The organism is Mesorhizobium sp. M1143 (assembly GCF_040318435.1).
Lineage (GTDB): Bacteria > Pseudomonadota > Alphaproteobacteria > Rhizobiales > Rhizobiaceae > Mesorhizobium.
This window is the reverse complement of sequence record NZ_JAMYMJ010000035.1, coordinates 36378-62012: the sequence shown is the minus strand read 5'-3', so window position 1 is coordinate 62012 and position 25635 is coordinate 36378. Positions and strand designations below refer to the sequence as shown.

At 63.7% G+C, this 25635-nt stretch carries 21 protein-coding genes, 1 other RNA gene and 1 pseudogene; 19 read left to right on the top strand and 4 right to left on the bottom strand.

Features of this window, described 5'->3' with window-relative positions; all coding sequences use genetic code 11:
* Window positions 1–155: 155 nt before the first annotated feature.
* From NKH35_RS21555 to NKH35_RS21545, 3 genes and pseudogenes are all read right to left on the bottom strand, one after another.
* Window positions 156–812: pseudogene (locus NKH35_RS21555) on the bottom strand (class I SAM-dependent methyltransferase); the annotation flags it as partial.
* Window positions 809–2107, bottom strand: coding sequence for a BtaA family protein (locus NKH35_RS21550; RefSeq protein WP_352916312.1), 1299 nt, complete (start codon window positions 2105–2107; stop codon window positions 809–811). The gene NKH35_RS21550 and the pseudogene NKH35_RS21555, both read right to left, overlap by 4 nt.
* A gap of 31 nt (window positions 2108–2138) precedes the next feature.
* Window positions 2139–6098 (bottom strand): hydantoinase B/oxoprolinase family protein, encoded by a 3960-nt coding sequence (locus NKH35_RS21545; RefSeq protein WP_352761917.1) that lies wholly within the window; start codon window positions 6096–6098, stop codon window positions 2139–2141.
* A gap of 177 nt (window positions 6099–6275) precedes the next feature.
* On the opposite strand from NKH35_RS21545, the gene NKH35_RS21540 reads away from it, so the two are divergent.
* The 7 genes from NKH35_RS21540 to NKH35_RS21510 all read left to right on the top strand — a co-directional run bounded on the left by NKH35_RS21540 (window position 6276) and on the right by NKH35_RS21510 (window position 10259).
* Window positions 6276–6473, top strand: coding sequence for a hypothetical protein (locus NKH35_RS21540; protein ID WP_023668260.1), 198 nt, complete (start codon window positions 6276–6278; stop codon window positions 6471–6473).
* 209 nt (window positions 6474–6682) lie between these two features.
* Complete coding sequence (locus NKH35_RS21535) at window positions 6683–7402, top strand: J domain-containing protein (RefSeq protein WP_023668261.1); 720 nt, start codon at window positions 6683–6685, stop codon at window positions 7400–7402.
* Window positions 7399–8166: an N-acetylmuramoyl-L-alanine amidase gene (locus tag NKH35_RS21530; protein ID WP_352916309.1), complete on the top strand. Its 768-nt coding sequence runs from the start codon at window positions 7399–7401 to the stop codon at window positions 8164–8166. Before NKH35_RS21535 ends, NKH35_RS21530 begins: the two co-directional genes overlap by 4 nt.
* A 184-nt stretch (window positions 8167–8350) precedes the next feature.
* On the top strand, window positions 8351–9055 hold the full coding sequence (locus NKH35_RS21525; RefSeq protein ID WP_352758104.1) for a lytic transglycosylase domain-containing protein: 705 nt from the start codon (window positions 8351–8353) through the stop codon (window positions 9053–9055).
* Between the two features lie 51 nt (window positions 9056–9106).
* Window positions 9107–9504: RNase P RNA component class A (gene rnpB, locus NKH35_RS21520), an RNA gene on the top strand.
* 180 nt (window positions 9505–9684) lie between these two features.
* Complete coding sequence (locus tag NKH35_RS21515; RefSeq protein ID WP_023688026.1) at window positions 9685–9969, top strand: type II toxin-antitoxin system ParD family antitoxin; 285 nt, start codon at window positions 9685–9687, stop codon at window positions 9967–9969.
* Complete coding sequence (locus tag NKH35_RS21510; protein ID WP_023668265.1) at window positions 9966–10259, top strand: type II toxin-antitoxin system RelE/ParE family toxin; 294 nt, start codon at window positions 9966–9968, stop codon at window positions 10257–10259. The genes NKH35_RS21515 and NKH35_RS21510 overlap by 4 nt, the downstream gene beginning before the upstream one ends.
* A gap of 8 nt (window positions 10260–10267) precedes the next feature.
* Here the strand turns inward: NKH35_RS21510 and NKH35_RS21505 are convergent, their stop codons facing one another.
* On the bottom strand, window positions 10268–11383 hold the full coding sequence (locus NKH35_RS21505) for a cystathionine gamma-lyase (RefSeq protein ID WP_352916306.1): 1116 nt from the start codon (window positions 11381–11383) through the stop codon (window positions 10268–10270).
* Between the two features lie 402 nt (window positions 11384–11785).
* Here NKH35_RS21505 and mraZ point away from each other — a divergent pair, with 402 nt between their 5' ends.
* From mraZ to murB, 12 genes are read left to right on the top strand one after another with little or no spacing between them, the layout of a single operon-like run.
* Window positions 11786–12259, top strand: a complete 474-nt coding sequence (mraZ, locus tag NKH35_RS21500; RefSeq protein WP_023682144.1) for a division/cell wall cluster transcriptional repressor MraZ — start codon at window positions 11786–11788, stop codon at window positions 12257–12259.
* Complete coding sequence (gene rsmH / locus NKH35_RS21495; protein WP_352668065.1) at window positions 12256–13272, top strand: 16S rRNA (cytosine(1402)-N(4))-methyltransferase RsmH; 1017 nt, start codon at window positions 12256–12258, stop codon at window positions 13270–13272. The genes mraZ and rsmH overlap by 4 nt, the downstream gene beginning before the upstream one ends.
* 4 nt (window positions 13273–13276) lie before the next feature.
* Window positions 13277–13669, top strand: a complete 393-nt coding sequence (ftsL, locus tag NKH35_RS21490; protein WP_023682142.1) for a cell division protein FtsL — start codon at window positions 13277–13279, stop codon at window positions 13667–13669.
* A 14-nt stretch (window positions 13670–13683) separates the two neighbouring features.
* Window positions 13684–15408 (top strand): peptidoglycan D,D-transpeptidase FtsI family protein, encoded by a 1725-nt coding sequence (locus NKH35_RS21485; RefSeq protein ID WP_352712346.1) that lies wholly within the window; start codon window positions 13684–13686, stop codon window positions 15406–15408.
* A gap of 54 nt (window positions 15409–15462) precedes the next feature.
* Window positions 15463–16917 carry a UDP-N-acetylmuramoyl-L-alanyl-D-glutamate--2,6-diaminopimelate ligase gene (locus NKH35_RS21480; RefSeq protein WP_352916303.1) on the top strand — a complete coding sequence of 485 codons (1455 nt, stop codon included), beginning with the start codon at window positions 15463–15465 and terminating at the stop codon, window positions 16915–16917.
* The gene (locus NKH35_RS21475) at window positions 16914–18347 is read left to right on the top strand and encodes a UDP-N-acetylmuramoylalanyl-D-glutamyl-2,6-diaminopimelate--D-alanyl-D-alanine ligase (protein WP_023741697.1); all 1434 of its coding nucleotides are present in this window, start codon (window positions 16914–16916) and stop codon (window positions 18345–18347) included. Before NKH35_RS21480 ends, NKH35_RS21475 begins: the two co-directional genes overlap by 4 nt.
* 18 nt (window positions 18348–18365) lie before the next feature.
* A complete protein-coding gene (mraY, locus tag NKH35_RS21470) occupies window positions 18366–19448 on the top strand; it encodes a phospho-N-acetylmuramoyl-pentapeptide-transferase (RefSeq protein ID WP_352916300.1) in 1083 nt (360 codons plus the stop codon).
* A gap of 8 nt (window positions 19449–19456) precedes the next feature.
* The gene (murD, locus tag NKH35_RS21465; RefSeq protein ID WP_352812623.1) at window positions 19457–20857 is read left to right on the top strand and encodes a UDP-N-acetylmuramoyl-L-alanine--D-glutamate ligase; all 1401 of its coding nucleotides are present in this window, start codon (window positions 19457–19459) and stop codon (window positions 20855–20857) included.
* Window positions 20857–22008 carry a putative lipid II flippase FtsW gene (ftsW, locus tag NKH35_RS21460; RefSeq protein WP_023668275.1) on the top strand — a complete coding sequence of 384 codons (1152 nt, stop codon included), beginning with the start codon at window positions 20857–20859 and terminating at the stop codon, window positions 22006–22008. Before murD ends, ftsW begins: the two co-directional genes overlap by 1 nt.
* Before the next feature lies 1 nt (window position 22009).
* A complete protein-coding gene (murG, locus tag NKH35_RS21455; protein ID WP_023699607.1) occupies window positions 22010–23134 on the top strand; it encodes an undecaprenyldiphospho-muramoylpentapeptide beta-N-acetylglucosaminyltransferase in 1125 nt (374 codons plus the stop codon).
* On the top strand, window positions 23134–24540 hold the full coding sequence (gene murC, locus NKH35_RS21450; RefSeq protein WP_023668277.1) for a UDP-N-acetylmuramate--L-alanine ligase: 1407 nt from the start codon (window positions 23134–23136) through the stop codon (window positions 24538–24540). Before murG ends, murC begins: the two co-directional genes overlap by 1 nt.
* Window positions 24537–25502 carry a UDP-N-acetylmuramate dehydrogenase gene (murB, locus tag NKH35_RS21445; RefSeq protein ID WP_352812621.1) on the top strand — a complete coding sequence of 322 codons (966 nt, stop codon included), beginning with the start codon at window positions 24537–24539 and terminating at the stop codon, window positions 25500–25502. The genes murC and murB overlap by 4 nt, the downstream gene beginning before the upstream one ends.
* Window positions 25503–25635 lie beyond the last annotated feature (133 nt).

Here is a 25635-nt window from a genome sequence, read left to right as displayed (position 1 = left end):
GGCGGCGGCCTACCCCCCCCCGGGTGCCGCCCCAAGTCCCCCCGCCTGTGTGGGGGGGGGGGGGGGGCGCGCCCGGGGGGGGGGGGGGGGTGCAACTCCCCCCCCCCCCGCGCCGGGGGCGCCACCTCCCCCATCGAGGGGAGGTAAGAGTGCGCGATCTTGACGACCGCCAGCCAGGCATAGCCGCGATAAAGCGCGCCGAAACAGAAGCTTGCGTCGGTTCGCCGAGATTCCGATTCCAACACTTCGCGCAATGATTCACGTGGCGTGACATGGAATTTCTTGAGCCAGCCGCGCATGAATCTCCGGAACCAGTTGGGCAGGCCTTCCTGCTGGCCGAAATCGACGACATGCAGCGAGCCGCCGGGCGCGAGTGCCGCAAGGGCTGCCGAAACCGTCTTTTCCCAACCGGGGATCATCGACAGCGAATAGGACACGAAGATGCGGTCGAAGCGCTCGACGCCGAACAGCGTCTTGGCGTCGAAATCGGTGGCGTCGCCGCGCGCCAGCACGGCGCGGCCGGACAGGCCGTCGCGGCCGATCGCCTTGCTCGCCGTCTCCAGCATCTCGGCCGAGATGTCGAGGCCGTAGAGGCGGGCGTCGGGATAGCGGCGGGCGGCAAGCGCGATGTTGCGGCCGGTGCCGCAGCCAAGTTCGAGCACGCTGCCGTTCGCCGGTACATCCAGCCCCGATATCATCTGGTCGCGGCCGAGCAGGTAGTATTTGCGGGTCAGGTCGTAGATGTGGCGCTGCCAGCGGTAGACGCCGTCCATCAGTTGCGCATGGTCGGCCGGCAGCTTGCTTGCGCTCATGCCGCGCGCTTCACGTAGAGGTGGAAGCCGCCATAGATGGCCGAACGGTCGCGGGCCGAATAGTCTCGCGAAGCCTCGTCCTCGTAGTTCCACTGGTCGAGCAGCGAAGTCGAGACGCGGCCGGGCAGCAGGCTGGGTTCGGCGGCGGTGCGGAAGATGACGTGGGCGCCGACCGAGGCGGTGCGGGTGATCTCCGACCACAGTGCATTGAGCTGGTCGTCGGTCATCCAGTCCTGCGCGTCGAGCAGGATGAAGCGGTCGACAGTGCCGGCATCCTTGCCGGCCAGGAATTCGATCAGATTGGCATGGTGGATGCCGACGCGACCAACATTGTTGCGAATCGTCTTGTAGTTGCGCTCCTCGAGATAGGCGGGCAGGGCGGCCTCGCCCGGATTGGGATAGCGACGGGCAAAGGCCTGCCAGGCGAAGTAATTGTTCTTCAATGGAAAATCGCAGGCGAGCTTTTCCAGCCGGGCCTTCAGCACGCTGGCCATCGAGCCGTCACCCGAGGTGATCAGCGAATCGTACTGCGCCGGCGGAATGCCGAGACCGAACAGCGAAGCCTTGCGCGACGTCGCCCAGCGCAGGAGCTTCTTGTCGAAGACCGGCGCCAGCTCTTCATTGAAGAAGCGGCGCTGGTCGGCGATGCTCTTCGACGCCATGATGCCTGAGGGATCGACGCCGAAGAACTTGGCGGTGCGATGGCCCATGGCGATGAACAGGCCGAGCAGGCCGGTCTGGTAGAAATTGCGGTCGAAGACGGTGATGCGCCGGCGGCCGCGCCAGTTGCGACGCTCCCAGTAGTGGCGGCTGACCGGATCGAGATGCGGGGCGATGAAGCGGTCATAGGCTTCCGAATTGTGGCCGGTGTCAGCGGCGCCGAAGAAGCGGAACAGGTCGCCCTGCGACGGCAAATGCCGTACCGCCTCCAGCTTCATCCGGTTCAAGGCGATGTGGGCGGCGTTGAGATCGACCGCATCGACGCGTTCAGGCGACCGGGTGAGGTAAGCGAGGATATTGCAGCCACCTGAGGCGATGGTGACGACGCGGTGACCCTGGCCAAGCTGCATGGCCTCCATGTCGACTTCAGGGTCTTCCCAGATCTGCGGATAGACAAGGCCGGAAAACAGCAGCGCAAACAGTCGTTCGGAAAGGCCGGCCTGCGAAAGCGGGCGGTTCTGGTAGACGGCCTTTCCAACTTCCTTGCCGCGGCGAAAAACGAGATCCGAGGAGACGTCCGTCATGGCAAAGTGATTCCCCATTTGCTTTGCCGCAAGCGGGTAACTCAGGGGCATGACAGGCGGGTGACAGGCTGTTGACGCGAGTTCAGGCCTCGCCAAACCCACCCGGCGTCGGCGTGGTCAGGATGACGGCCTCGCCGGCTTCGAGCACGGTCTGGTCGCAGGCCTTCAGCGTCTCGACGCTGCCGTCGTTGCGGCGGACCTTGGTCGAGCCGACCTCGCCGTCACTGCCGCCATCGAGGCCTTGCGGCGGGCGGTTGCGGTGCGAGGACAGGATGGCGCATTCCATCTTTTCGAGGAAACGGATCGTCCGCCTGGTGCCGTCACCGGCATCCCATTTGCCTTTGCCGCCGGAGCCCTCGCGAATGTGGAAATCCTCGAGCAGCACGGGAAAGCGCAATTCCAGCACCTCCGGGTCGGTCAGGCGCGAATTGGTCATGTGGGTGTGGACGCCGGATGTCCCGGCAAAGCCGCGGCCGGAGTTCATCCGGCCTGCCGGCGAACCGGAGCAGATGGTCTCGTAATACTGGTACTGCTTGTTGCCGAAGGTCAGGTTGTTCATCGTGCCTTGCGCATTGGCCATGGCACCCATGGCGCCGAACAGCGCGTTGGTGACGTGCTGCGAGGTCTCGACATTGCCGGCGACGACGGCGGCGGGGTAGGCGGGCTTCAGCATCGAGCCTTCGGGGATGATGATGTTGATCGGCCGCAGGCAGCCGGCATTCATCGGGATCATGTCCTCGACCATGACACGGAAGGCATAGAGCACGGCGGCGCGGGCGACGGGCTCGGGCGCGTTGAAATTGTTCTTCTCGACCTTCGAGGTGCCGGTGAAGTCCACGGTCGCCTCGCGCTTTTGCCGATCGACGGTAATCTTCACCTTGATCACCTGGCCGGTGTCGGTCGGGTATTCGTACTCGGAACTATCGGGCAGACGCTCGAGCACGCGGCGCACGCTTTCGGCGGCATTGTCCTGGACATGGCCCATATAGGCTTCGACGACGTCGAGGCCGAAATGGGCGACCATCTTGCGCAGTTCGGCCACGCCCTTTTCATTGGCGGCGATCTGCGCCTTTAGGTCGGCGATGTTCTGATGCGGGTTGCGGGCGGGGTAGGGATGGTCGGTGAGCAGCGTCTGCAGCTCCGCCTCGCGGAATTTTCCGCGATCGACGACGCGGAAATTGTCAAATAGCACGCCTTCCTCATCGACAGTGGTGGCGAGCGGCGTCATCGAGCCGGGCGCGGTGCCGCCAATATCGGCGTGATGGCCGCGTGAGGCCGCCCAGAACAGGATTTCCTCCCCCCTAGAAGGGGAGGTGGCGGCGGAGCCGCCGGAGGGGGTCGCTGCGGCAGTGCTCGACGCCCTTGCGGTGCCTTCTGAGAGGACCCCACCCGGCCGCTGCGCGGCCACCCTCCCCTCGAGGGGGAGGGAAAAGACCGGCGTCACCACGGTGATGTCGGGCAGATGCGTGCCGCCATTGTAAGGTGCGTTCAGCGCAAAGACGTCGCCGGGGTGGATGTCGCCGGAGTTCAGCCGGATGATGGTTTCGACTGAGCGATCCATTGAGCCGAGATGCACCGGCATGTGTGGCGCGTTGGCGACCAACGCGCCGTGGCGGTCGAAGACGGCGCAGGAGAAATCCAGCCTTTCCTTGATGTTGACGGAATAGGCGGTGTTCTGCAGCGTAACACCCATCTGTTCGGCGATCGACATGAAGAGGTTGTTGAAGACCTCCAGCATCACCGGATCGGCTTCGGTACCGAGGGCAGCCGTGCGCACTTTCCGTTCGGTGCGGCGGATGACGACGTGATTGAGGTTGGTGATTTCGGCCCGCCAGCCCGGCTCGACGACGATGGTCTGGTTCGGCTCGATGATCAAAGCGGGGCCTGCGACCAGGTTGGATGGGCGCAGATTTTCGCGACGATGGATGCCGGCTTCGAGCCACCGGCCCTCGGTGTAGATGCGCCGCGTTCCAGACGCGCTGGCCTCAGCCCTTGCCGGTCCGGCGGGCGCAACGGCTTCGGCCGTGGTCTCGACGATCTCGGCGCCTTCCACGCCAACGGTCTCGACGATCATCGGCTTGTCATCATAGACGAACCCGAACTGCGCCTTGTGGGCGATTTCGAAATCGCGCCTGGCCTGGAAGATCGAGTCGCCTTCGAAATTCACCGGCAGCGTGGTGTCGGTGCCGTCATAGCGGATGTGCAGCACCGGCTTTGCCGCAATCTTGTCCTCGGCGATGCCTTGCGCTGCCAATTCGGCGATGACGGCTTTTTTCAACGTGCCGATGAGGCTGCCGATCTGGGTCCTGGATTCTTCGGCAAGCGGCTTCAGGAGCGCCTGCTGGCGCGACGCGAAAACCGACGACAGGCCGATACCATAGGCTGAGAGCAGACCGGAGAAGGGGTGGATCAGTACCGCCTCCATGCCGAGCGCGTCGGCAACCAGGCAGGCATGCTGGCCGCCGGCGCCGCCAAAACAGTTCAAGAGATATTCGGTGACATCGTAGCCGCGCTGCACGGAGATCTTCTTGATAGCATTGGCCATGTTTTCCACCGCGATGGTAACGAACCCTTCTGCGACGGCTTCCGGCGTGCGGCCATCGCCGATTTCGGCGGCGAGCGCAGCGAATTTTTTATGCACGGCTGCGACGTCCAGCGGCTGGTCCTGGCCTGGGCCGAAAATTGCCGGGAAGAAATCGGGCTGCAGCTTGCCCAGCATGACATTGGCGTCGGTGACGGCCAGCGGGCCGCCGCGCCGGTAGGCGGCGGGGCCAGGATTGGCGCCGGCGGAATCCGGGCCGGCGCGGAAACGGCCGGCTTCGTAGTGCAGGATCGAGCCGCCGCCGGCAGCGACGGTATGGATGCGCATCATCGGCGCACGGATGCGCACGCCGGCGACCTCGGTGTCGAAGGCGCGCTCATACTCGCCGTCATAATGGGCGACGTCGGTCGAGGTGCCGCCCATGTCGAAACCGATGACTTTCTCGAATCCGGCGAGTTTCGCCGTCTCGACCATGCCGACGACACCGCCCGCCGGGCCGGACAGCAGCGCGTCCTTGCCCTGAAACATGTCGGCGGCGGTAAGCCCGCCCGACGACATCATGAACATCAGGCGAGGGTTTTCCCTCCCCCTCGAGGGGAGGGTGGCGGCGGAGCCGCCGGGTGGGGTTGGATCGACCGGGCTCAGCGCATTGGCGGTGCCTTCCGAGAGGACCCCCTCTGGCCGCTTTGCGGACTGCCCTTCGCTATGGCTCCGGGCGTTCGTCGCTGAAAAAGCCAAATCGTTGGCTTTTTCTCGGCCTTTGGCCGACCGCTCCTCACCCCCCACAAGTGGGGAGATTGGCGTCGCGCCCAGTTCTCCCGCCACCCTTTGCACATAGCGCGACAGGATCGGCGACAGATAGGCATCGACCACGGTGGTGTCGCCGCGGCCGACCAGCTTGATCAGCGGCGAGACCTCATGGCTGACCGAGACTTGGCTGAACCCGATCTTGCGGCAGACTTTCGCCACCGCCTTCTCGTGGTCGGGATATTTCCAGGCATGCATGAAGACGATGGCCACCGCATCGATGCCGTCAGCCTTCGCCTGTTCGATGGCGGGGCGGCAGGCGGCGATGTCGAGCAGGCGCTCGACCTCGCCATTGGCGCGCACACGCTCGTCGATCTCGACGACCCGCTCGTAGAGCTGTTCCGGAAGGATGATCTCCTTGGCGAAGATGTCCGGCCGCGCCTGATAGGCGATCTTCAGCGCATCGCGAAAGCCCTTGGTGATGAGCAAAAGCACACGGTCGCCGTTGCGCTCCAGCAGCGCATTCGTGGCAACGGTGGTACCCATCTTGACGTCACCGACCAGGCCCGGAGGAATAGCGGTGCCGGATTTCAGCCCCAGAAGCTCGCGGATGCCGGCTATGGCCGCGTCGGGATAGGCTTCGGGATTTTCCGACAGGAATTTCCTGGGATGCAAACCGCCTTGCGGATCACGTCCGATCACGTCGGTGAAGGTGCCGCCGCGGTCGATCCAAAAATCCCATTTCTTGTCCACGCAGAACTCCGGCATTGCATTTGGGTCCAGACTGTTAGTTCGGCATCGCCCGGCCCGCAATCGGTAGTGCGCGGATGTTACATCAGGAAACGCAACGTTACGAAACTCATGGCCGTTTGATGCATTTTGCCTTCGACCGTTCACCGCAACGTGAGCGTGTGTTGAAGGAGAGATGTCATGAAAAAGCTCATTCTTGCTTCCGTTTCCGCCCTGGCCCTGTTCGGCGTTGCCGCCTGCAGCGACAGCGGTACGGATAACACCACCACCCAGAGCACCAATCCGCCAGCCGCCGAGCCCATGAAGCCGGCGACGCCGGATGCACCGAAGCCTGCAGAACCGGCTCCGGCAACACCTGCTCCTGCCCCCGCGCAGTAGCAGCAGTCTCGGTCACTTTGACGTGACGAGAGAGGAGGCCGGCTTCGCGCCGGCCTTCCTGCGTTTAGGTCGATTCGGGGCTCAAGGGCCTTGAACCGGCTCTTTCCTACGGTTTGGGATCTGGCGCGTCGGTTGCTTGCGTAAATTCGATCCACTCTGCGGCGCTGTCTTGGCTTGATAGCAATGGCCGGCGGCCCTAATAAGCGCTCATGTCGATTTGGGATCGCCTCGGCGACTTCATCACCCGCGTTTCATCTTCAGCCACGTCCGGCGTCGCCGATGTGGTCGAGGCCGTGCGCACGGTTTTCTCCGGTGACGCCGATCTGCGCCGGCGCGTCGCCTTCTCTGTGGCGATGATTGCGCTGTCAGCCAAGATGGCCAAGGCCGATGGCATCGTCACCCAGGACGAGGTTCGCGCGTTCCAGGAAATATTCGAGGTGCCGCGAGAACAGACCCGCAATGTGGCGCGGCTTTACGATCTGGCCAAGCGCGACGTCGCCGGGTTCGAGACCTATGCCGAGAGTATGGCGCAGATGTGCGGCTCGGGCCATTCGAACTGCGTCATGCTGGAAGACATACTCGACGGTCTGTTCCATATCGCCAAGGCGGATGGGCTGGTGCATGAGCGCGAAGGGATTTTCCTGCACCGTATTGCCGAGATTTTCCGCATCGACGAGGTGCACTACGAAGCCATCATGGCCAGGCACGTCAATCTCGGCGCCGGCGATCCCTATATCGTGCTCGGCATTGAGCGCGGCAAACCGTTCGAGGAGGTCAGGAAACGATACCGCAAGCTGGTCTCCGACAATCATCCGGACCGGCTGATAGCGCGCGGCCTGCCGCAGGAATTCATCAAGATTGCAACGACCAGGGTCGCGGCGATCAACGCGGCCTATGAAATGATCGAGCGGGGCCTCAGGCACGCATGAGCGGCTTCCCGCCCGACGAGCCAAGCGCGGAGGTCAGGGTGTCGCCGAATTTCGGCCCGCGACGCGAAACGCTCAGGCCCGACATGATCGTGCTGCACTATACCGGCATGGCGACGGGTGCTGCCGCGGAAGCCTGGTTGTGCGACCCCGCAAGCGAAGTCTCGTCGCACTACCTCGTCCATGAGGACGGTCGCATTATCCAGATGGTGCGCGAAAGCGACCGCGCCTGGCACGCCGGTGCAAGTTCCTGGTTCGGTCGTCGCGACATCAACTCCTGTTCGGTCGGCATCGAAATCGTCAATCCCGGCCATTCGCTCGGCTATTCGGCCTTTCCCAAGCGGCAGGTGGAAGCGGTGATCGGGCTTTGCCTTGGTATCATCGCACGCCATTCCATTACGGCGCAAAGGGTGCTTGCCCATTCCGACATCGCGCCGGGGCGCAAGATCGACCCGGGCGAGAAATTCCCCTGGAATGCGCTGTTTGCGGCCGGGGTCGGCCATCTCGTGCCTGCGGCGCCGGTCCGGCGCGGCGCGGTGCTGAAAGCCGGCGATACCGGCGCCGAGGTCGAGGCACTGCAGTCGATGCTGGCGCTCTATGGCTATGGCGTCGAGATATCAGGTGTCTTCGACCGCCAGACCGAAATCGTCGTCGAAGCTTTTCAGCGGCATTTCCGACCACGCCTGGTGGATGGCGTCGCCGACGGCTCTACGTCTAGCACGCTGCAAAGCCTGCTGACTTCCCTTAGGTCAGTTTCGTCTAAATAATCTTTTCCTGATATTCAAGTTACAGCCTGTCACTGAAAGTGAATTGCCTCGCCTTGTTCGACACAAATTCCGCCCTCAAAGGCAGTTCGTGCAAGTTATCGGACCTCGAGCCCCTCGGATGCTCCGATATTGATTAGGCGTTGCTGCGTGAAGATCTTCGCGCGGCCAAACAGAACAGGACCACATGCAGAAATTGACCGTTGTAACGGCAGCTATTGCTGCCGGCGTAATGACTTTTGCCTTCAGCACGGCCGATGCCGCACCACTGAGCCAGAGGGCAGACCAGGGCTTCATCGCCGCACCCGCCAAAGCCACCATGACGAAGGCAAACCCGAAAGCAAAAAGGGCAATCACCGCGAAAGTGCGCAAAGCAGCCGTGGTGAAGGCCAGAAAAGCCACGGCCAAGAGGCATTTTAAGCGCAACAGGAAGAGCGTCGACCTGACGACGACCGCATCGATCCGCCCAAGCACCGCTGCGGAGTCGACTGCGGCAGCCGCGCTTGGCGGCCAGTATTCGGCAATCATTGCCCGCTATGCTGCGGCCGAAGGCGTGCCGGTGTCGCTGGCCCAGGCGGTCATCAAGATCGAGAGCAACTACCGGCCGAACATCGTCGGCAGCGCGGGTGAAATCGGCCTGATGCAGATCAAGCCGGCAACGGCGCGGATGATGGGGTATAGCGGCTCGGCCAAGGGTCTGTTCGATCCCGACACTAACATCAAATACGGCATGAAGTACCTTGCCATGGCGCGCAATCTCGGCGGCGGCACCACCTGCGGCACGATCCTGAAATACAATGCCGGCCATGCCGCGACGCGGATGAACCCGGTGTCGGCGGCGTATTGCGGCAAGGTCAAGGTGCAGTTGGCGGCATTGGGATCGCCGGCATAAAGTCTGCTTTTTCATTTGCGTTTTGGAACGTGAACCCCTTTATACGCTCTGCCAGCTGGCCGGGCGGCCGCACCCGCAAAGCCGAAAGGCTGCGGGTGAGGAAAGTCCGGGCTCCATGGAAACACGGTGCCGGTTAATGGCCGGCGGGGGCGACCCCAGGGAAAGTGCCACAGAAAGCAAACCGCCACGATTTATCGGGGCAAGGGTGAAAGGGTGGGGTAAGAGCCCACCGCGCGACTGGCAACAGGAGCGGCACGGTAAACCCCACCGGGAGCAAGACCGAATAGGGACGGTGCGAGGGGAAACCTTCGAGGGCTGTTTCCGGCTCACCGTCCGGGTAGGTTGCGTGAGGCGCATGGCAACATGCGCCCAAGATGAATGGCCGCCACGTTCTCGCCCCGAAAGGGGCGAGGGCCATACAAAACCCGGCTTACAGGCCAGCTGGCAATTTCTCCCCCATATCGCGATTAATCCTTTGGATCAGCAGTCTGCGCCTTCGGGCGCAGCTGGCGATTCAGGTGCTTGAGCGATTGAATCAAGTACGCATGCTGGGGTCGAGACAAACGCATCCTTGAAGCTGGTACGATTTAATCGTACCATGATTGTCATGGTTTGATCAGGAGCGCATCATGGGTCACGTCGACAAACGCAGCATCACGCTTTCGCCGGAACTGGCGGCGGCAGTCGACGATGTCGTGGCCGCCGGCGAATATGCCTCGGCCAGCGAAGTCATCCGTGATGCGCTGCGGCAATGGAAAGACCGCCGCGATCTTCTCGGCTACACGGTCGAGGAATTGCGCAGGCTGGTTCAGGAGGGGATCGACAGCGGACCGGCGGTGGACGGCCAGCCCTTCATGGACCGGCTGCGAGCCAAATATCAGAGGATGTCGGAAGCTGCAGGCTCGGAAGAGTGAAATATCGGCTGCTTCCTCAGGCGATATCAGATGTCGAAGGCATCGGTGACTACATTGCGGAACATAGCCCAAAGGGAGCCATGCGCCTTGTGGACGCTTTGGAGAGGCGCTGGACACTGCTCACCTTGCACCCGTTCTCAGGTGCGCCGCGCGATGATATCGCGCCCGGCATTCGTCATCTGATCGTCGGCGAATATGTCACTCTGTATCGCATGGGCGAAGACGCGATCGAGATCGTCCGCGTTTTGCACGGCAGGCGCGATATTGGCGCCGACGACTTGGTGACCTAACCGCCAGCTCAGATGCCGATCTTGTCCAGCGATGCCTCGATCGCCTGCCAGAGTTCTTCCACCGGCTCGCAGCCCACCGACAGGCGCACGAAGCCGGGTGGAACCGAATCTCCTCGCTTGGCCCGCCGCTCGGCGGAGGTGTGGACACCCCCGAACGACGTTGCCGCCTGCATCAGCGTGCAGTTGTTGATGAAATCCTCGGCCTTTTCCTGGGAGAGAAGTTCGAAGGACATGAGGAAGCCGAAGCGCTCCATCTGCGCCCGGGCGAGGTTGTGCGACGGGTCGCCCTCCAGCCCGGGGTAGCGCAAGCCGCTAACGGCGCGATGGTTTTTCAGGCGCTTCGCGATCACCTCGGCAGAAGAACACATGCGGTCGAAGCGTACGTCCAGCGTCTCCAGGCCGCGATGCACCAGCCAAGCCTCGAACGGGCCGGGAATGCCGCCCGCGGTCTCGCGCCAGCCGGTGACGTCCGCGATGATGTCTGGATTGCGGCTGGCGACATGGCCGAACAGCACGTCGGAATGCCCGTTGGCCGCCTTGGTGTCGGCAGCAACGACGATGTCGGCGCCGAGATCGAGCGGGCGCTGGCCGAACGGCGTCATCGTGGTGTTGTCGACGACGACGATCGCGCCCGCTTGGTGCGCGGCCTCGGCGACCGCTGTGATGTCGCAAATGTCCAATCGCGGATTTGACGGGGTTTCAACGTAGACAAGGCGGTAGCCGTCGAAGCCGCCGTCGAGGAATGTAGCTGTCGGCCGCAGATCATAGGCGACGCCGAAGGGCTTGAGGAAACGTTCGGCCAGCGCGCGTGTGGCATGGTAGCCGTCCGAAGGCAAAAGCACGCGGTCGCCGGATTTCAACAGGCCGAAAAACACCGCCGAGATTGCCGCCATTCCTGAGGGGAAGCCGACGCATGGCGCGTCTTCGAGATGCGCCAGCATGTGCTCGACTGCATCCCAGGTGGCGTTGCTGTAACGGCCGTACTGACTGTAGCCGGCGCCGTCGCCCGGGTTGTGGAAAATAGCGGCCATGGTCAGCGGCAATGGGATGGGGTCGCCTTTGGCAAGTCCGTCGCGACGCAGATGGGCAAGGGAGGCCGCGCGGGACCTGGCTGTTTCGGACATGGATTTCTGACCTTGTTGCTCAGCGAAAAGACTGACGACGCTATTCGCGGCAGTGATGCGCGGCAAGCCGCTTCCGCTTGGGCCAGCCCGCTCTAAACGGTTCGTTAGGCTTAATGGGAGATAAAGACGGGAGTGTTGTCAGAGCTGCTCTCACCGGTTGTGGCGCGCGCGTTTGTGAAGCCTGTTCCCGTTGACGCCCATAGTGCCCCATGATATCCCATTTCGATACCAAAGCCTTCGTTCCGCGTCAGGGTAAAGCGTACGCCAATCGGGCAGCCGCGGCGGCTGTGCGTTTGCGGGGTTTTGCCGCTGGGATCGAAGCGGATTTTCGGCAGGGGACGCGCTTCGGCGCGGACGAAAACATGGAGAGGGGTGCGGCGGCGGAAGCGGCTGCAGCGTGTCATGGACCGGTTTCTGTCAAGCGCGGTGAACAGGATCGATGCGAAGGGGCGGGTCTCCGTTCCGGCGCATTTCCGCGCTGTCGTGCAGAAACGCGGCTATTCGGAGCTCTACGCGCTGCGCGGCCTGGACGTGCCTGCGATGGATGTCGGCGGGCTCGATCTGCTCGACCGCTACGAGCAGCGCATCGCGCTGGAAGACCCTTTTTTGCAGACGGCGGACGATATGTCGTTCTTCTGCCATGGCGACGGGACGTTCCTGAAGCTCGATCAGGATGGCCGCATCACGATGAGCGATTTCATCCGCGAGCATACGGGCATCACGAGCGAAGTGGCCTTTGTCGGCCGTGGCAATTTCTTTCAAGTTTGGGAGCCTGGACGGCTGGCCGCCTATGGGGCGCAGGCGCGCGCTCGGCTTTTGCAGCTTCGGCAGGGGACGAAGGCTCACGAGGCCAAGGCTGGGGAGCGGCCGGAATGATGGCGGATCACGGCGATGATCTCAGCGCCGTTGGCGGACCGGTCCGCCACATTCCGGTCCTCCTCGCCGAAGTGCTGGAGGCGCTCTCACCCAAAGCCGGCGATGTGATCGTCGACGGCACGTTTGGCGCCGGCGGCTACACCAAGGCGATCCTGGCGAGCGGCGCCTCGGTGGTGGCGATCGATCGCGATCCCGATGCGATTGCCGCCGGGCGCGGCCTGGAACAGCAATCCGGCGGCAGGCTAAGGCTGGTGCAGGCGCCATTTTCGACGCTGGACGAGCAGGTCGAAAGCGCCGACGGCGTTGTCCTCGACATCGGCATTTCCTCCATGCAGGTCGACCAGCCCGAGCGCGGCTTTTCGTTCCGCACCGACGGGCCGCTCGACATGCGCATGGCGCAGGCGGGCTTGAGTGCTGCCGACGTCGTCAATTCGTTCAAGATAGGCGACCTTGCCCGCATCTTCGGCTTCCTCGGCGAAGAGCGGAATGCCGGCCGCATTGCCCGCATGATCGAGTCACGCCGCGAAAAACGTCCGTTCGAGCGCACGCTCGATCTCGCCGACGCCATCGAAACGCATATCGGCCGCGCGCCGAAGGACAAGATTCATCCGGCCACCCGCGTCTTCCAGGCGCTGCGCATTTTCGTCAATGACGAGTTGAGCGAATTGGCCAAGGCTCTGGTGGCGTCGGAGCGGATATTGAAGCCCGGCGGGCGGCTTGCCGTGGTGACGTTCCATTCGCTGGAAGACCGCATCGTCAAGCGGTTCATCGCCGACCGCGCCGACGTCGCCACCGGCTCACGTCATTTGCCCGAGGCGCATGCGCGCACCGCGACCTTCCGCAAGGCCGGTGGCGGCGTGACGGCAGGCGATGCGGAGGTCGCTGCCAATCCGCGGGCGCGCTCGGCCAGGCTGCGCGCCGCCATCCGCACCGAGGCGCCGGCGCGCGCCGGGGATCTCACCATTTTCGGCCTTCCAAAACTTCCCGGCATCCAGGCGCCGCGAGAGAGGTGAATACGTGTTTCGAACCAGCGACATAGTCCTGATCGCCGTCATGGTCTCGGCCGCGGCTCTGACCTACAAGGCCAAGCGCGAGGCCGAGGAACAGCTGGCTTCGGTGCAGAAGATCGAGGCGCAGATCCGCTATGAGGAGGACACGATCGACCTGCTCAAGGCCGACTGGAGCCTGCTGACCCAGCCGTCGCGCCTGCAGAAGCTGGCTGAAATCTACAAATCGCAGCTCGCACTCGAGCCGGTCAATGCGCGGCAGATCGTCGGGCTCGACGACCTGCCGGCAAAACCGCTCAACATCGAGGACCTGTCGTCGCAGCGGCTTGGCGGCATGGCAGACAATTCCGGCAAAGGACCAGCCGACAAGGATCCCGTGGTCACCGGAGCCATCGTCCAATGATCGCTGGATTTCCAATGCGCCCCAAACTTCCGTCGATCGGCAAATTGCTGAAGCGCCGCGCACGGACCGGCGAGGACGGCTCCATCGTCGTCGAGGGCGCGCGCAAGGCGACCGGCGGCAAGGCCAAGACCCGCATCGTGATGACCATGGCGGTGTTCTTCGGCATCTATTCGACCATCGCCGGGCGGCTGGTCTATCTCGGTTTTCAGTCCCCCGACATGTCGAATGGGCCGCAAAGCCGGGTGACGGCGTCGCGTCCCGACATCGTCGACCGCAACGGCGAGGTGCTGGCGACCGACATCAAGACGGCATCGCTGTTTGCCGAGCCGCGCCGCATCGTCGATGCCGACGAGGCGATCGAAAAGCTGTCGACCATTCTGCCAGATATCGACCCCGAGCAGACCTATCACAAGCTGAAGAGCGGCGCCGGCTTCGTCTGGCTGCAGCGGCAGCTGACGCCCAAGCAGCAGGCCGACATCATGCAGCTCGGCATTCCCGGAATCGGCTTTCGCACCGAAAAGCGCCGCTTCTATCCGGCCGGCGTGACCTCGTCCTACATTGTCGGCCTCACCAACATCGACAATCAGGGCATCTCCGGCATGGAGAAATACATTGACGAGCAGGGCCTGAGCGACCTGCAGGCCTCAGGCCTTGCGATCGCCAAGGATCTGAAGCCGGTTCAGCTGTCGATCGACCTGCGCGTCCAGCATGTGGTGCGCGACGAGATTGCCGCCGGCCTCGAGCGCTATCGCGCCATGGGCGCCGGCGCCGTCGTGCTCAACATCAAGACCGGCGAAGTGGTGGCGATGGCCTCGGTGCCGGATTTCGATCCGAACAATCCCTTCAATGCGCAGGACAAGGATCGGCTGAACCGCATGTCGGCCGGCCTCTACGAGATGGGCTCGACCTTCAAGAGCTTTACCTCGGCCATGGCGCTCGATTCCGGCAAGGCGAATATGAACAGCCGTTTCGACGCCTCGCATCCGATCCGGGTCGGCCATCAGGCCATCCACGATTTCCATGGCAAGAACCGCGTGCTGTCATTGCCGGAGGTGTTCCTTTACTCCTCCAATATCGGATCGGCCCGTGAGGCCGAAATGGTCGGCATCGAGGGGCACCGCGAATTCCTGCATCGCCTTGGCCTTCTGGACAGGATGCAGACCGAACTGCCTGAGGTCGCGCGCCCGACCGAACCGAAGGTCTGGAAACAGGTCAACTCCTTCACCATCGCCTTCGGCCATGGTGTGTCGACGACGCCGCTGCAGGCCGCCGTCGGCTGCGCGGCGCTGATGCAGGGCTATTTGATCCCGCCGACTTTCCTGGTCCGCAGCGAGCAGGATGCCATGGCGGTGGCCAAGAGAGTGGTCAGCGAGAAGACTGTGGAGGGCATGCGCTACCTCTACACGCTCAATGCCGAGAAAGGCTCGGCCAGAAACGCCAGGGCCCCCGGCTACCGCGTTGGCGGCAAGACCGGAACCGCCGAGAAGGTGATCAATGGCCGCTACTCGAAGGAACTGAATTTCAACACCTTCGTCGCCGCCTTCCCGATGGACGATCCGCAGTATCTGGTGTTTACGATCGCTGACGCTCCGCACCCGGAAAAGCCCGGAATGACCGACGTCGCCGCCAACAATGCGGGTGTCATGGCCGGAAACATCATCAGGCGGGCAGCCGCCATGCTTGGCGTGAAGCCAGATTTCAGCCATGAAAATGGCGCAACGCTGGTTTCCTATCAGTGATTCTTAGGGCGCGCCGGCAACTGCGCGCCATTTTGTTGAGATAAACGGGGTTCGATGCACCTGAGAGATTTAGCCGGTATCCTGCCTGTCGAGGGAACATCTTCCCGCGATGTGGAGGTAACCGGGATTTCGTCGGATTCCCGCACGGTCAAGACCGGCGTGGTCTTTTTCGCGCTCGCCGGCAGCAAGGCGGATGGTTCGGCCTATGCCGCCGATGCGGCAAAGCGCGGCGCAGCGGCGGTTGTCGTTGGCAACGCCAGCGCCGTTTCCGGCCTGTCCGTCCCGGTGCTCAGCGTCGACGACCCACGCCTGGCGCTGGCGCTGAGCGCAGCACGTTTCTTCGGCAGCCAGCCGGAGACCATGGTTGCGGTTACCGGCACCGCAGGCAAGACCTCGGTCGCCGCCTTCACCAGGCAGATCTGGGAGCAGGCCGGCTTTGCCGCCGCGTCCATTGGCACCACCGGCGTGGTGGCGCCGGGCCGCAACGACTACGGTTCGTTGACCACACCCGATCCAGTGGCTTTGCACCAGTTGCTCAAGGAATTGGCGGAGGCCGGCGTCACCCACGCCTCGATGGAGGCTTCCAGCCATGGTCTCGACCAGCGCCGCCTTGATGGCGTCAAGCTCGCCGCGGGCGGTTTCACCAATCTCGGCCGCGACCATATGGACTATCATCCGACGGTCGAGGACTACCATCGCGCCAAATTGCGCCTGTTCGACACGCTGCTGCCGAAAGGCGCGCCAGCGGTCATCTTTGCCGACGATCCGTGGTCGGCGCCGACCATCCAGGCTGCGCCGGCCGCCGGGCTCAATGTGCTGACGGTCGGCCGCCATGGCGATTTCCTGCGCCTGAAGCGGGTCGAGCACGAGCGCCACCGCCAGCGCGCCGAGGTCGAAGCCGACGGCGTGCTCTACGAGATCGACCTGCCGCTCGCAGGTGACTTCCAGATCGCCAATGCCCTGGTTTCGGCCGGGCTGGCCATTTCCACTGGAACGCCGGTCGCCAAAGCTTTGATGGCATTAGAGAAACTTCAGGGGGCACCGGGACGGCTCGACCTTGTCGGCGCCACCGCCAATGGCGCGCCCGTCTATGTCGACTATGCCCACAAGCCGGATGCGCTGGAAAATGTACTGGCCGCCGTGCGCCCATTCACCACCGGCCGCGTCATCGTCGTGTTCGGCTGCGGCGGCGACCGCGACCGGGGCAAGCGGCCGATCATGGGCGGAATCGCCACGCGGCTCGCCGATGTCGTCATCGTCACCGACGACAATCCGCGCTCGGAAGTGCCGGAAACGATCCGTGCCGCGATCCTGGCAGCCGCACCCGGCGCCATTGAAATCGGCGACCGCCGCAAGGCGATCCACGAAGCGGTCGCCATGCTGAAAGCGGGCGATACGCTGATCGTTGCAGGCAAGGGCCATGAAGAGGGCCAGACCATCGGCGCCGAGACTTTTCCGTTCTCCGACCACGAAGAAGTCCGGTCGGCGCTGCGGGAGCGGGCCGCATGAGCGTGCTCTGGACTTCCGAGGCGCTGGTCGACGCCATGGGCGGTCGGCCGCTCGGGCCGATGCCGGAGGGAATTTCGGGGATCTCGATCGACAGCCGCAGCCTGCAGCCGGGCGACGCCTTCTTCGCCATCAAGGGCGAGGCGATGGACGGCCATGACTTCGCGACCGCGGCGATCAAGGCCGGCGCCGGCGTTCTGGTCGTCGCCGAGGGCAAATTGCCGTCGCTTGGGCGGCTGACGGCGCCGATGATCGTCGTGCAGGATGTGCTGGCAGCACTGGAGAAACTCGGTGTTGCCGCCCGCGCCCGTTCCAGCGCAAAAATCATCGCGGTGACCGGATCGGCCGGCAAGACCACCACCAAGGAGGCGCTGCGTCATGTGCTGTCGGCCGTCGGCACGGTGCATGCTTCGGCGCAGTCCTTCAACAATCATTGGGGCGTGCCGCTGACGCTGGCGCGCATGCCCGGCGATTGCGACTATGCGGTGTTCGAGATCGGCATGAACCATCCCGGCGAGATCCGGCCGTTGGTCAAGATGGTCCGGCCACATGTGGCCATCGTCACGATGATCGCCGCCGCGCATCTCGGCTTCTTTAGAAATCTCGACGAGATCGCCAAGGCCAAGGCCGAGATTTTTGAAGGCATCGAGCCCGGCGGTGCGGCCTTGCTCAACCGCGACGATGCGCGATGGAAGCTGCTCGACAAGATGGCGCGAGCCGCCGGCGTCGAACATGTCTTTGGCTTCGGCGAGAATGCACGGTCGACCTACAAGCTGACCAAATGCGAGCTGCATGCCGATCATTCCGACATCACCGCCAGGATCGGCGGGCAGGATGTGACGGCGCGCATCGGCGCGCCCGGCCGCCACATGGTACAGAACGTCCTGGCGGTGCTCGGCGCCGCGCATTTGGTTGAAGCCGACATCGGCAAGGTGGCCTTGGCACTGGCCGATCTGTCGGCCGAGCGTGGCCGTGGGAAGCGCCATATGCTTCGCCACCCCAAGGGACCGATCACACTGATCGACGAGAGCTACAACGCCAATCCGGCCTCGATGGCTGCTGCCATGGCGCTGCTCAACGCGACGCCTGTCACGGGCGAGGGCCGGCGCATCGCCGTGCTCGGCGACATGCTCGAGCTCGGCGACCATTCGGCCAAGCTCCATGCAGCCCTTGCCGAGTTGATCGTCGGCACCGGCACAAACACGGTCTTTCTCGGCGGTCCGGAAATGCGGGCGCTGGCAGACATCCTGCCCGACGAGATCAAAACGGAATACCGCGCCGGCGCCGAGGAATTGAAGCCGCTGCTGTTGTCGACGCTGAAGGCCGGCGACGTGGTGATGATCAAATCGTCGAAAGGCATCGGCTTTTCAAAGCTGGTCGAGGCCTTGCTCGGCAAATATCCGGCGGAAGCCGCAGGCACGAAACAGAACTAGTCCGGGGAACGGAATCGTATGTTTACATTGCTCGTCGATTTTGCGGACAAGGTCTCGGTCTTCAATGTCTTCCGCTACATAACTTTCCGCACCGGCGGTGCGCTGATCACCTCGGCGCTGATCGTCTTCATCTTCGGGCCGACCATCATCAATTCGCTGAGGCTGCGGCAAGGCAAGGGCCAGCCGATCCGCGCCGATGGCCCGCAGACGCATTTCAAGAAGGCCGGCACGCCGACCATGGGCGGGCTGATGATCCTGTGCGGCATCGTCGGCTCGTCGCTTCTATGGGCGAACCTCTCCTCGATCTATGTCTGGGTGGTGCTCTTGGTGACGCTGGGCTTCGGTTCGATCGGCTTTTACGACGACTATCTCAAGGTAACCAAGCAGTCGCATCTCGGCTTTTCCGGCAAGGCGCGGCTGGCGTTGGAATTCGTCATCGCCGGCATCGCCGCCTGGGCGATCATGCATAATGGCCAGGCGCCGTTCTCATCGTCGCTGACTTTCCCCTTCGCCAAGGAATTCATCATCAATCTCGGCTGGTTCTTCGTGCCGTTCTCCTGCTTCGTCATTGTCGGCGCCGGCAATGCGGTGAATTTGACCGATGGCCTCGACGGGCTGGCGATCGTGCCGATCATGATCGCGGCGGCATCCTTTGGCGTCATCGCCTACCTCTCCGGCAACGCGGTGTTCGCCGAATACCTGCAGATCCATTTCGTGCCCGGCACCGGCGAACTGGCCGTCGTGCTCGGCGCCGTCAACGGCGCCGGCCTCGGCTTCCTCTGGTTCAACGCGCCGCCGGCGGCGATCTTCATGGGCGACACCGGTTCGCTGGCCATGGGCGGCCTGATCGGTACGGTCGCCGTCGCCACCAAACACGAGATCGTGCTGGTCATCGTCGGTGGATTGTTTGTCGTGGAAATCCTGTCGGTCATCATCCAGGTCGGCTACTTCAAGATGACCGGCAAGCGCGTGTTCCTGATGGCGCCGATCCATCATCATTTCGAAAAGCTCGGCTGGACCGAAAGCCAGGTGGTGATCCGCTTCTGGATCATCGCCGTCATCCTGGCGCTGGTCGGCCTGTCGACCCTCAAGCTGAGATAGGAACCCGCTTGATTCCCGCCGCATCCTTTTCGGGCAAACGCGTTTCGCTCTTCGGGCTCGGTGGCTCGGGGATCGCCACGGCGCGCGCGCTGATCGAGGGCGGCGCCGACGTGCTGGCGTGGGACGACAATCCCGATAGCGTCGCCAAGGCCGCTGACCAAGGCATTGCGACCGCCGATCTGCGCGGCGCCGACTGGTCGAAATTCTCGGCCTTCGTGCTCTCGCCCGGCGTGCCGCTGACGCATCCCAAGCCGCACTGGACGGTGGAGCTGGCGCGTGGCTCCGGCGTCGAAGTGATCGGCGATATCGAATTGTTCTGCCGCGAGCGGATTGCGCGCGCGCCTGATGCGCCGTTCATCGCTATCACCGGCACCAACGGCAAGTCGACGACCACGGCGCTGACCGCGCATATCCTCAAATCGGCAGGGCGCGACACGCAGATGGGCGGCAATATCGGCCGGGCCATCATGACGCTCGATCCACCGCAGGCTGACCGGGACTATGTCGTCGAGTGTTCGTCCTACCAGATCGATCTCGCGCCCTCGATCAACCCGACGGCCGGCATCCTGCTCAACCTGACGCCCGACCATCTCGACCGCCACGGCACCATGCAGCATTACGCTTCGATCAAGGAGCGGCTGGTTGCCGGCAGCGAGACGGCGATCGTCGGCGTTGACGATTCCTGGTGCGCGCAGATCGCTGACCGGCTGGAGAGGGCGGGCCGGGAGGTGATCCGCATCTCCAAGCGGCTGCCGCTGACCGACGGTTATTTCGCAGACGGTTCCGATCTGATGGAAGCCGTCCATGGCCGCTACAGCCGCGTCGCCTTCCTCGAAGGCATCGGTTCGTTGCGCGGCCAGCACAATGCGCAGAACGCGCTTGCCGCTGTTGCCGCCTGCCTCAGGGTCGGCTTGAGCCTGGGCGAGATCCAGGCGGGACTGGAGAGCTTTCCAGGCCTCGCGCATCGCATGGAGCAGGTCGGACGCAAGGACCACGTGCTGTTTGTCAACGATTCCAAGGCGACCAATGCCGATGCGGCGGCACCCGCGCTGTCGAGTTTTTCGCGCATTTACTGGATCGCCGGCGGACTGCCCAAGGAAGGCGGCATCGAGCCGCTGCGCGGTTCTTTCCCACGCATCGCCAAGGCCTATCTGATCGGCGAGGCGGCGCCCGCGTTCTCGGCGACGCTCGGCGAAGCCGTGCCCTATGAAATCTCGGGCACGCTGGCCGCCGCGGTCGACCATGCCGCGAAAGACGCGGCCAAGGATGACAGCGGCGAGGCGGTGGTGCTGCTGTCGCCGGCCTGCGCCAGTTTCGACCAGTTCAAGAATTTCGAAGTTCGCGGCGAAGCCTTCAGGCAAGCTGCGAATGCTATCGAGGGCGTGAAACCCATCGGAGGGGCACGATAATGCAAAGCCGTCTCGACAAAAGCCCGGTTGCAACCTGGTGGTGGACGATCGATCGCTGGTTCCTGGCGGCGTTCCTGTCGCTGATGGGGCTTGGCATCGTCTTGTCCTTTGCGGCAAGCCCGGCGGTGGCCGAACGCATCGGCCTCGACAGTTTCCACTTTGCCACCAGGCAGATCATCTTCACCGTGCCGGCGCTCGGCGTGATGCTGGCGGTCTCCTTCCTGGAATCGCGGCAGATCCGGCGCATGGCGCTGATCATCCTGGGCATCATGCTGGTGCTGATGGTGGCCGTGCTCTACATCGGCGTCGAGGTGAAGGGCGCGCGGCGCTGGGTGTCGTTTGTCGGCATGTCGATCCAGCCGTCGGAATTCCTGAAACCCGCCTTCGTCATCGTCTGCGCCTGGCTGTTCGCCGAACACAAGCGCCAGCCCGACATCCCGGGCAATTTGTTTGCCATGCTGCTGCTGATCCTGGTCATCTCGCTTCTGGTGGCGCAGCCCGATCTCGGCCAGACCATGCTGGTGACCGGCACCTGGGGCGTCATGTTCTTCATGGCCGGCCTGCCATGGCTATGGATCATCGCGCTTGGCGCCACCGGCGCCGGCGGCCTGTTTGCCGCCTATACGGTGTTCCCGCACGTCGCCGCCCGCATCGACAAATTCCTGACCGGCGAAGGCGACACGTTCCAGGTCGACATGGGCCGCGAGGCGCTGATCAACGGCCACTGGTTCGGCGTCGGCCCGGGCGAGGGCACGGTCAAGCGCGTCATCCCCGACGCGCATGCCGACTTCGTCTTTTCGGTCGCCGGCGAAGAGTTCGGGCTGATCATGTGCTTCTTCATCATGTCGATCTTCGCCTTCATCGTGCTGCGCGGCCTCAGCACGGCGCTGAAGGAACATGATGATTTCACCCGCTACGCCGTCGGCGGTCTCGTCACCGTGTTCGGCCTGCAGTCGGTCATCAACATGTGCGTCAACCTGCAGCTGATGCCGGCCAAGGGCATGACGCTGCCTTTCATCTCCTATGGCGGCTCCTCGCAGATCGCCATTGCCATCTCGATGGGCATGGTGCTGGCGCTGACCCGCAAGCGACCGGAAAAGCGCAAGCAGATGGGCTTTGCCCTGTCGCAGCGCGCCCTGCCGGCGGAGTGATATGGCGCGGGGTGTGATCCTTCTCGCGGCTGGCGGAACCGGTGGACATCTGTTTCCGGCCGAGGCGCTGGCGCATGAGCTGATCGAGCGCGGCTGGGGCGTGCATCTGGCGACGGACGACCGCGCCGAGCGCTTTGCCGGCCATTTCCCGGCCGCCGCCATCCATCCGATCCAGTCGGCGACGATGGGCTCGAAAAACCCTGTCGCGCTGCTTGGCGCGTTCTGGAAGATCTGGCGCGGCGTGCGCCAGGCCTCCGCCGTCATGGCCAGGATCAAGCCTGATGCGGTCGTCGGCTTTGGCGGTTATCCGACCTTGCCACCGCTCTATGCCGCGACGCGGCGCAAGCTGCCGACGCTGATCCATGAGCAGAACGCAGTGATGGGCCGCGCCAACCGGGCGCTGTCCGGGCGCGTCGATGCCATTGCCGGCGGCTTCCTGCCGCAAGATGAAAGTGCCACAGGCGCCAAGACGGTGACGACAGGCAATCCGGTCAGGCCGCCAATCCTGGAGGCGGCCAAGACGCCCTACACCGCATCCAAAGGGGCGGATCCGTTCAGGCTCCTGGTGTTCGGCGGCAGCCAGGGCGCGCAGTTCTTTTCCGACGCCATGCCGACGGCGATCGCACTTCTGCCGGAGGCGCAGCGCAAGCGGCTGGTGATCACCCAGCAGGCCCGCGCCGACGACGTGGCGCGGGTGAAGGCTGGCTATGCGGCACTCGGCGTCCATGTCGAGGTCTCGCCCTTCTTCACCGATATGGCACAGCGCATGGGCGCGGCGCATCTGGTGATCTCGCGCTCCGGCGCCTCGACGGTTTCGGAGATCGCCGTCATCGGCCGGCCGGCGCTGCTGGTGCCTTATCCCTATGCGCTGGATCACGATCAGGCGGCGAACGCAGCCGCCCTTGCCGCGGCGGGCGGCGGCGAGGTGCATCCGCAATCGTCACTGTCGCCGGAGCGCATCGCGGCTCTCATTGGCGGGCTGATGGACACTCCCGAGCGGCTGACGGCCATGGCTGCCGGAGCGAAGTCGGCTGGCCGGCCGAACGCGGCACGGTTGCTCGCTGATCTCACAGAGGCTATTGCGTCCAGAAAAACCGTTTCGGATTTCAGGAAAGGGACGCATTGATGAAGATGCCGCAGACCATCGGCCTTGTGCATTTCATCGGCATTGGCGGCATCGGCATGAGCGGCATCGCCGAGGTTCTGCACAATCTCGGCTACAAGGTGCAGGGTTCGGACCAGGCCGACAGCGCCAATGTCCAGCGGCTGCGCGACAAGGGCATCGAATGCTTTGTCGGCCACAAGGCCGAGAATATCGGCGCCGCCGAAGTGGTGGTCGTCTCCACCGCGATCAAGAAATCCAATCCCGAGCTGAAGGCCGCGCGGGAGAAGTTGCTCCCAATTGTCCGCCGGGCCGAGATGCTGGCCGAACTGATGCGCTTCCGCCAGGCGGTCGCGATCGGTGGCACGCATGGCAAGACCACAACCACGTCGATGGTGGCGACGCTGCTCGATGCCGGCGGGCTCGACCCGACGGTGATCAATGGCGGCATCATCAATGCCTATGGCACCAATGCCCGTATGGGCGATGGCGAGTGGATGGTGGTCGAAGCCGACGAAAGCGACGGCACCTTCCTCAAGCTGCCGGCCGAGATCGCCGTCGTCACCAACATCGATCCCGAGCATCTGGACCATTATGGCAGTTTCGACAAGGTGCGCGAGGCGTTCCGGCAATTCGTCGAGAACGTGCCGTTCTACGGTTTTGGCGTGATGTGCACCGACCATCCGGAAGTACAGGCGCTGGTCAGCCGCATCGAGGACCGCCGCGTCATCACCTATGGCGAGAACGCACAGGCCGATGTGCGTTTCACCAACCACCGCATGGCCGGTGCCGTCTCGGCATTCGACGTGGTGATCCGCGACCGCAAGACCGGCGGCCAGACGACGATATCTGATCTGCGGCTGCCGATGCCCGGCCGCCACAACGTCTCCAACGCCACCGCCGCAATCGCGGTCGCGCATGAACTCGGCCTGTCGGCCGAAGCGATCAAGAAGGGGCTGTCGTCCTTTGCCGGCGTCAAGCGGCGCTTCACCCACACCGGCTCGTGGAACGGCGTCGACATCTTCGACGATTACGGCCACCACCCGGTCGAGATCACGGCGGTGCTGAAGGCGGCCCGCAGCGCTACCAAGGGCCGCGTCATCGCCATTGCGCAGCCGCACCGCTTCACCCGGCTGCACGATCTGTTCGACGAATTTTCGGTCTGTTTCAACGATGCCGACACGGTGATGGTGGCGCCGGTCTATGCGGCGGGCGAGGAGCCGATCGACGGCGTGACCTCGGAGGCGCTGGTGTCGCGCATCCGGTCCGGGGGCCATCGCGATGCGCGCTACGTCGAAACCCCTGCCGCGATTTCGCCCGTCATCCGCGCGTTGGCGAAACCGGGCGACTTCGTCATCTTCCTGGGCGCCGGCAACATCACCCAATGGGCCTATGCGCTGCCTGGGGAACTCGGCGGTACCGTCTCATGATGCGCGGCCAGGACCTGCTCGACAAACTTGGCGACCGGCTTGCCGGCCTGCGCGGCCGCATCACGCCCAATGCCGAGATGGACAAGATCACCTGGTTCCGCGCCGGCGGTCTGGCGGACGCCCTATTCCAGCCGGCCGACGAGGAGGATCTGGCTGCCTTCCTGCGCGCCGTGCCGGAAGACATCCCGCTCACCATCGTCGGTGTCGGCTCCAACCTCCTGGTGCGCGACGGCGGCATTCCAGGTTTCGTCATCCGGCTTTCGGCCAAGGGCTTTGGCGAGGCCGAGGTGGTTTCGCCGACCGTCATCAAGGCCGGTGCTGCGACGCCCGACAAGCGCGTCGCGGCCGTCGCTTATGAGGCCGGTATTGGCGGCTTTCATTTCTATCACGGCATTCCCGGCGCCATCGGCGGGGCGCTGAGGATGAATGCCGGCGCCAATGGCGTCGAGACGCGGGAACGTGTCGTCGAGGTTCGGGCGCTCGACCGCAAGGGCAATCTCCACACCCTCAGCAATGAAGACATGGGCTATGCCTATCGTCACTCGGCCGCACCTGCCGGGCTGATCTTCACCTCCGCGGTTTTCGAAGGTGTTCTGGAAGACCAGGAGGCGATCAAGGCGGCTATGGACGCCGTCCAGATGCATCGCGAGACGGTGCAGCCGATCCGCGAGAAGACCGGCGGCTCGACCTTCAAGAATCCGGAAGGCACCTCGGCCTGGAAGGAAATCGACAAGGCCGGCTGCCGCGGGCTGATGATCGGCGGCGCGCAGATGTCGCCGATGCACTGCAACTTCATGATCAACACCGGAACAGCGACCGGATACGACCTCGAATATCTCGGCGAGACGGTGCGCGCCCGCGTGCTTGAAAATTCAGGCATCCGCCTGCAGTGGGAAATCAAGCGGCTCGGCAATTTCCGCCCCGGCCATGCCGTGCAGGAATTCCTCGGACAGCTTCTTTAGCGCAAGCTGAAGTTCATGTGATGCTTGAACTTCAAACGGTCTGAAACAACAGCGCCACCGTTGCTCCAAAGACTCACAACACGCTTTTTCCGGCCGTTTTCGCGGAAAGTGAATCTGTCGGAATCATAAGCAC

Bases quoted from the DNA above. Each gene is read 5' to 3' on its own strand.
- mraZ (WP_023682144.1), top strand. From the start codon at position 11,786: ATGGACCGGTTTCTGTCAAGCGCGGTGAACAGGATCGATGCGAAGGGG.
- NKH35_RS21525 (WP_352758104.1), top strand. From the start codon at position 8,351: ATGCAGAAATTGACCGTTGTAACGGCAGCTATTGCTGCCGGCGTAATG.
- NKH35_RS21480 (WP_352916303.1), top strand. From the start codon at position 15,463: ATGCACCTGAGAGATTTAGCCGGTATCCTGCCTGTCGAGGGAACATCT.
- rsmH (WP_352668065.1), top strand. From the start codon at position 12,256: ATGATGGCGGATCACGGCGATGATCTCAGCGCCGTTGGCGGACCGGTC.
- NKH35_RS21535 (WP_023668261.1), top strand. From the start codon at position 6,683: ATGTCGATTTGGGATCGCCTCGGCGACTTCATCACCCGCGTTTCATCT.
- NKH35_RS21475 (WP_023741697.1), top strand. From the start codon at position 16,914: ATGAGCGTGCTCTGGACTTCCGAGGCGCTGGTCGACGCCATGGGCGGT.
- NKH35_RS21540 (WP_023668260.1), top strand. From the start codon at position 6,276: ATGAAAAAGCTCATTCTTGCTTCCGTTTCCGCCCTGGCCCTGTTCGGC.
- murG (WP_023699607.1), top strand. From the start codon at position 22,010: ATGGCGCGGGGTGTGATCCTTCTCGCGGCTGGCGGAACCGGTGGACAT.
- murB (WP_352812621.1), top strand. From the start codon at position 24,537: ATGATGCGCGGCCAGGACCTGCTCGACAAACTTGGCGACCGGCTTGCC.
- mraY (WP_352916300.1), top strand. From the start codon at position 18,366: ATGTTTACATTGCTCGTCGATTTTGCGGACAAGGTCTCGGTCTTCAAT.
- NKH35_RS21515 (WP_023688026.1), top strand. From the start codon at position 9,685: ATGGGTCACGTCGACAAACGCAGCATCACGCTTTCGCCGGAACTGGCG.
- NKH35_RS21485 (WP_352712346.1), top strand. From the start codon at position 13,684: ATGCGCCCCAAACTTCCGTCGATCGGCAAATTGCTGAAGCGCCGCGCA.
- murC (WP_023668277.1), top strand. From the start codon at position 23,134: ATGAAGATGCCGCAGACCATCGGCCTTGTGCATTTCATCGGCATTGGC.
- NKH35_RS21505 (WP_352916306.1), bottom strand. From the start codon at position 11,383: ATGTCCGAAACAGCCAGGTCCCGCGCGGCCTCCCTTGCCCATCTGCGT.
- NKH35_RS21530 (WP_352916309.1), top strand. From the start codon at position 7,399: ATGAGCGGCTTCCCGCCCGACGAGCCAAGCGCGGAGGTCAGGGTGTCG.
- ftsW (WP_023668275.1), top strand. From the start codon at position 20,857: ATGCAAAGCCGTCTCGACAAAAGCCCGGTTGCAACCTGGTGGTGGACG.
- NKH35_RS21550 (WP_352916312.1), bottom strand. From the start codon at position 2,107: ATGCCCCTGAGTTACCCGCTTGCGGCAAAGCAAATGGGGAATCACTTT.